Origin of the sequence: Nonomuraea lactucae, assembly GCF_003313395.1 — a bacterium.
In the GTDB taxonomy this organism is placed as follows: Bacteria; Actinomycetota; Actinomycetes; order Streptosporangiales; family Streptosporangiaceae; genus Nonomuraea; species Nonomuraea lactucae.
This window is the reverse complement of the sequence record NZ_QNFZ01000710.1, coordinates 1-3520: the sequence shown is the minus strand read 5'-3', so window position 1 is coordinate 3520 and position 3520 is coordinate 1. Positions and strand designations below refer to the sequence as shown.

General features: G+C 75.3%; 4 protein-coding genes. All 4 read left to right on the top strand.

Annotated features, from left to right (window positions below; all coding sequences use genetic code 11):
• The coding region (locus tag DQW85_RS25845; protein ID WP_162795378.1) for an ABC transporter ATP-binding protein C-terminal domain-containing protein at positions 1 to 418 on the top strand (418 nt) is incomplete at its 5' end.
• Between the two features lie 54 nt (positions 419 to 472).
• Positions 473 to 1573, top strand: coding sequence for an acyl-CoA dehydrogenase family protein (locus tag DQW85_RS25840; RefSeq protein WP_113702550.1), 1101 nt, complete (start codon positions 473 to 475; stop codon positions 1571 to 1573).
• A 46-nt stretch (positions 1574 to 1619) separates the two neighbouring features.
• Positions 1620 to 2582 (top strand): acyl-CoA dehydrogenase family protein, encoded by a 963-nt coding sequence (locus DQW85_RS25835; RefSeq protein WP_113702549.1) that lies wholly within the window; start codon positions 1620 to 1622, stop codon positions 2580 to 2582.
• Positions 2579 to 3415, top strand: coding sequence for a TIGR03619 family F420-dependent LLM class oxidoreductase (locus DQW85_RS25830; RefSeq protein ID WP_113702548.1), 837 nt, complete (start codon positions 2579 to 2581; stop codon positions 3413 to 3415). The genes DQW85_RS25835 and DQW85_RS25830 overlap by 4 nt, the downstream gene beginning before the upstream one ends.
• The last annotated feature ends 105 nt before the right edge of the window (positions 3416 to 3520 follow it).

The following is a 3520-nucleotide window of genomic DNA, read 5'->3' as shown; positions in this document are numbered from 1 at the left end:
CGGCCTCGCCGCCGACCTGGTGGGGTGGCCCGCCAGGCGGCGGCTGGAGCGTGAGCGCGGCGAGCGCGTCGCCGAGGTGCTGGAGCTGTGCGGGCTGACGGAGCTGCGCGACGCCTACGCGGCCTCGCTCCCCGTGGGCGGGCGTCGGCTGGTCGAGCTGGCCCGTGCCCTCGCCGACCGCCCTCGGCTGCTGCTGCTGGACGAGCCCACCTCCGGTCTCGACGCGGAGCAGACCGTACGGCTGCGCGAGGTCATCGCGGCGCTGGACACCACGGTGCTGCTGGTCGAGCACGACATGGGGTTCGTCATGGACGCCTGCGACCGGCTGGTCGTGCTCGACCTGGGCCGGGTCATCGCCTCCGGAGGCCCGGCCGACGTGCGCGACGACCCGGTGGTGCGGGCCGCCTATCTTGGGTGACCGTGCCCCGCCACACGCCTGTTCAGGAAACCAAGCGTGCGCTAGCTTGGTAACGTGGATCTCGACTACACCAGGGCCGAGCAGGACTTCCGCGCCGAGGTTCGCGACTGGCTGGCCGGCCATGTGCCCGGACCGCTGCCGTCCATGGACACTCCCGAGGGCTTCGAGGCGCACCGCGCGTGGGAGGCGCTGCTGGCCTCCGCGCGGCTCTCCGCTGTCTCCTGGCCCAGTGAGTACGGCGGGCGGGGCGCCTCCCTCATCGAATGGCTGATCTTCGAGGAGGAGTACTGGGCGGCGGGCGCGCCCGCCAGGGTCACCCAGAACGGCGTCTTCCTGCTCGCCCCGACGCTCATGGCCTTCGGCGCCGACGAGCAGCGGCACGCGTGGTTGCCCCGGATGGCGCGCGCCGACGACGTGTGGGCGCAGGCCTGGTCGGAGCCGGAGGCGGGCAGCGACCTGGCCGCGCTGACCTCCCGCGCCGTGCGGGCCGACGGCGGCTGGCGGCTGTACGGGCACAAGACGTGGAGCTCGCGCGCCGCGTACGCCTCGCACGGGTTCGGGCTGTTCCGCACGTCCGGCGCCAGGCACAAGGGGCTGACGTACTTCCTGTTCCCCCTGGACGAGGTGACCGTCCGGCCGATCGCGCAGCTCGACGGGCTGCCGGGGTTCGCCGAGCTGTTCCTCGACGGGGCGTTCGTGCCCGATTCGATGGTCGTCGGCGAGGAGGGCGACGGCTGGCGCATCGCCATGGCCACCACCTCCTCCGAACGCGGCCTGACCCTGCGCAGCCCTGGCCGCTTCCTGGCGACCGCCGACCGGCTCGTCACGCTGGCCAGGCACGCCGACCCGGTGCTCGCCGACCAGGCCGCCAGGTGCTGGACCGACGCCGAGGCCTACCGCCTGCACACGTTCCAGACCGCCCGCCGCCTCATGGCCGGGGAGCAGATCGGGCCGGCCGCCAGCATGGGCAAGGTCTTCTGGTCCGAGCTGGACCTGCGCATGCACACCCTGGCCATGGAACTGCTCGGGGAGCGGGCAGGGGAGACGCCCTGGCTCGACGGCTTCCTCTTCTCACTGGCCGGGCCGATCTACGCGGGCACCAACGAGATCCAGCGCACCATCATCGCCGAGCGAATCCTGGGGCTGCCCCGATGACCCACGAGCCTGCCGCCGCCCTCCGGCCCGTCCGGAAGGCGTGCCGATGAACTTCGCCTTCACCCCCGACCAGCTCGCCCTGGCCGCGACCGTGCGCGACGTGCTGGCCGAGGACTGCCCGCCGCGGGCGCTGCGCACCGAACGCCTCCCCGCCTGGGAACGGCTCGCCGGCCTCGGGTTCTTCGGGCTGCTCGTCCCGCCCGAGGCCGACGGGCTCGGCCTCGGGCTGGTGGACGCGGTGCCCGCCCTGGAGGAGACCGGGCGGGCCTGCCTGCCGGGGCCCGTCGTGGAGACCGCCATCGCGGCGCCGTACCTGCTGCCGGGCGTCCCCAAGCTCGCCTCCGGCGCGGTCCGCGTGAGCGTCGTGCCTCCCGGTGGCGCGTGCGCGCCGGACGCGGACCTCGCCGACCTGCTCGTGGTCGCGCGGCCGGACGGGCCGCGCCTGGTGTCCAAGGACGCGGTACGGCTCACACCCCGCCCCGGCGCCGACCCGTGCCGCCCGCTGTTCGAGGTGGCGTACGCCGACTCGGCGCCCCTGGAGCGGCCCCTGGCGCCGGCCCTGCTGCGGGCCACCGTGGCGACCGCCGCGCAGCTCATCGGCGTCGCCCGGCACCTGCTGGACGAGTCAGTGGCCTACGCGCGCACCCGCACGCAGTTCGGGGCGCCCATCGGCTCGTTCCAGGCGGTCAAGCACCGGCTCGCCGACGTGGCCATCGCCGTGTCGTTCGCCGCGCCGCTCGTCCACCGGGCTGCCGTCTGCGTGGACGCGGGCGCGGTCACCGCGGACCGCGACGCGAGCGCCGCCAAGGCCGCCGCAGGGGAGGCCGCCTCGCTGGCGGCGCGGGTCGCCCTGCAGACCCACGGCGCCATCGGCTACACCGAGGAACTGGACCTACGGTTCTGGCTGGCCCGCGCGTGGTCGCTGTCGGCCGCCTACGGGAGCGGCTCGGCCCACCGCGCCGTGATCCGGGACGCCGTGCTCGGCGGTGACACGAGGCGGTTCCCATGAAGTACGGGGTGCCGCTCGGGCTCCTGCACCCGGCCGCGTGGAAGGACGTCGCGGTGGCGGCCGACGAGCTGGGCTTCGAGTCGGTGTGGCTGCCCGAGCACCTGGTCTTCGCCACCGACCTGTCGACGGCCGCCTACCCGGGGACGTCCGAGCCCGGCATCAAGCCCGGGACGCCGCTGTTCGACGCGCCCGCCTACCTGTGCTGGCTGGCCGCCTGCACCTCCCGGGTGCGGCTCGGCACGGCCGTGCACCTGCTCGCCCTGCGCCACCCGTTCATCTCCGCCCGCGCCTTCGCCACGCTCGACGTGGTGTCCTCCGGGCGGGCCGTCTGCGGGGTCGGGGCGGGCTGGTACCGGGGGGAGTGGGACGCCGTGGGGCTCGGCTTCGCCGACCGGGGCGCGCGGCTGGACGAGGTCATCGAGGTGACCAGGCGGCTGTGGAGCGAGCCCGCCGTGGCGCACTCGGGGCGGTTCTACAGCTTCGCCGAGGTCGCCTTCGAGCCCAAGCCCGTGCAGCACCGGCTGCCGATCCTGTGCGGGGGAGAGTCGGACGCCGCGCTGCGGCGGGCGGCGCGGCTGTGCGACGGGTGGATCAGCATGCCGCACACCCTGGAGTCGATCCGGCCGCAGCTCGACCGGCTGGCCGCGCTGGGCGGGACCGGGTCGGTGACGGCGCACGCGTACGAGCTGGGGGCGCCGGAGGAGGTGGCGTCTTGGGCGGCGCTCGGCGTGGACCGGCTCATCGTCCGGCCGTGGAGCCGCGGCAGGGACGCCGTGGCGCGGCTCGAGTCCTTCGCGGACGCCTACGGCCTGGAGCGCCCGGCGCGGCTGTGAGAGCCGCTCTCATGGGGCTTCTGGGGTGTCAGGCGCGGTGGCGGCCCCCGCGTGGGCCGGTGCGGGACTCCCTGGCGGGGGCCGCGGTGGCGAGGGCGCCTGCCG

What these genes read in the sequence shown, in the direction of transcription:
- DQW85_RS25835 (WP_113702549.1), top strand. Translation starts at nt 1,620, where the DNA reads ATGAACTTCGCCTTCACCCCCGACCAGCTCGCCCTGGCCGCGACCGTG.
- DQW85_RS25830 (WP_113702548.1), top strand. Translation starts at nt 2,579, where the DNA reads ATGAAGTACGGGGTGCCGCTCGGGCTCCTGCACCCGGCCGCGTGGAAG.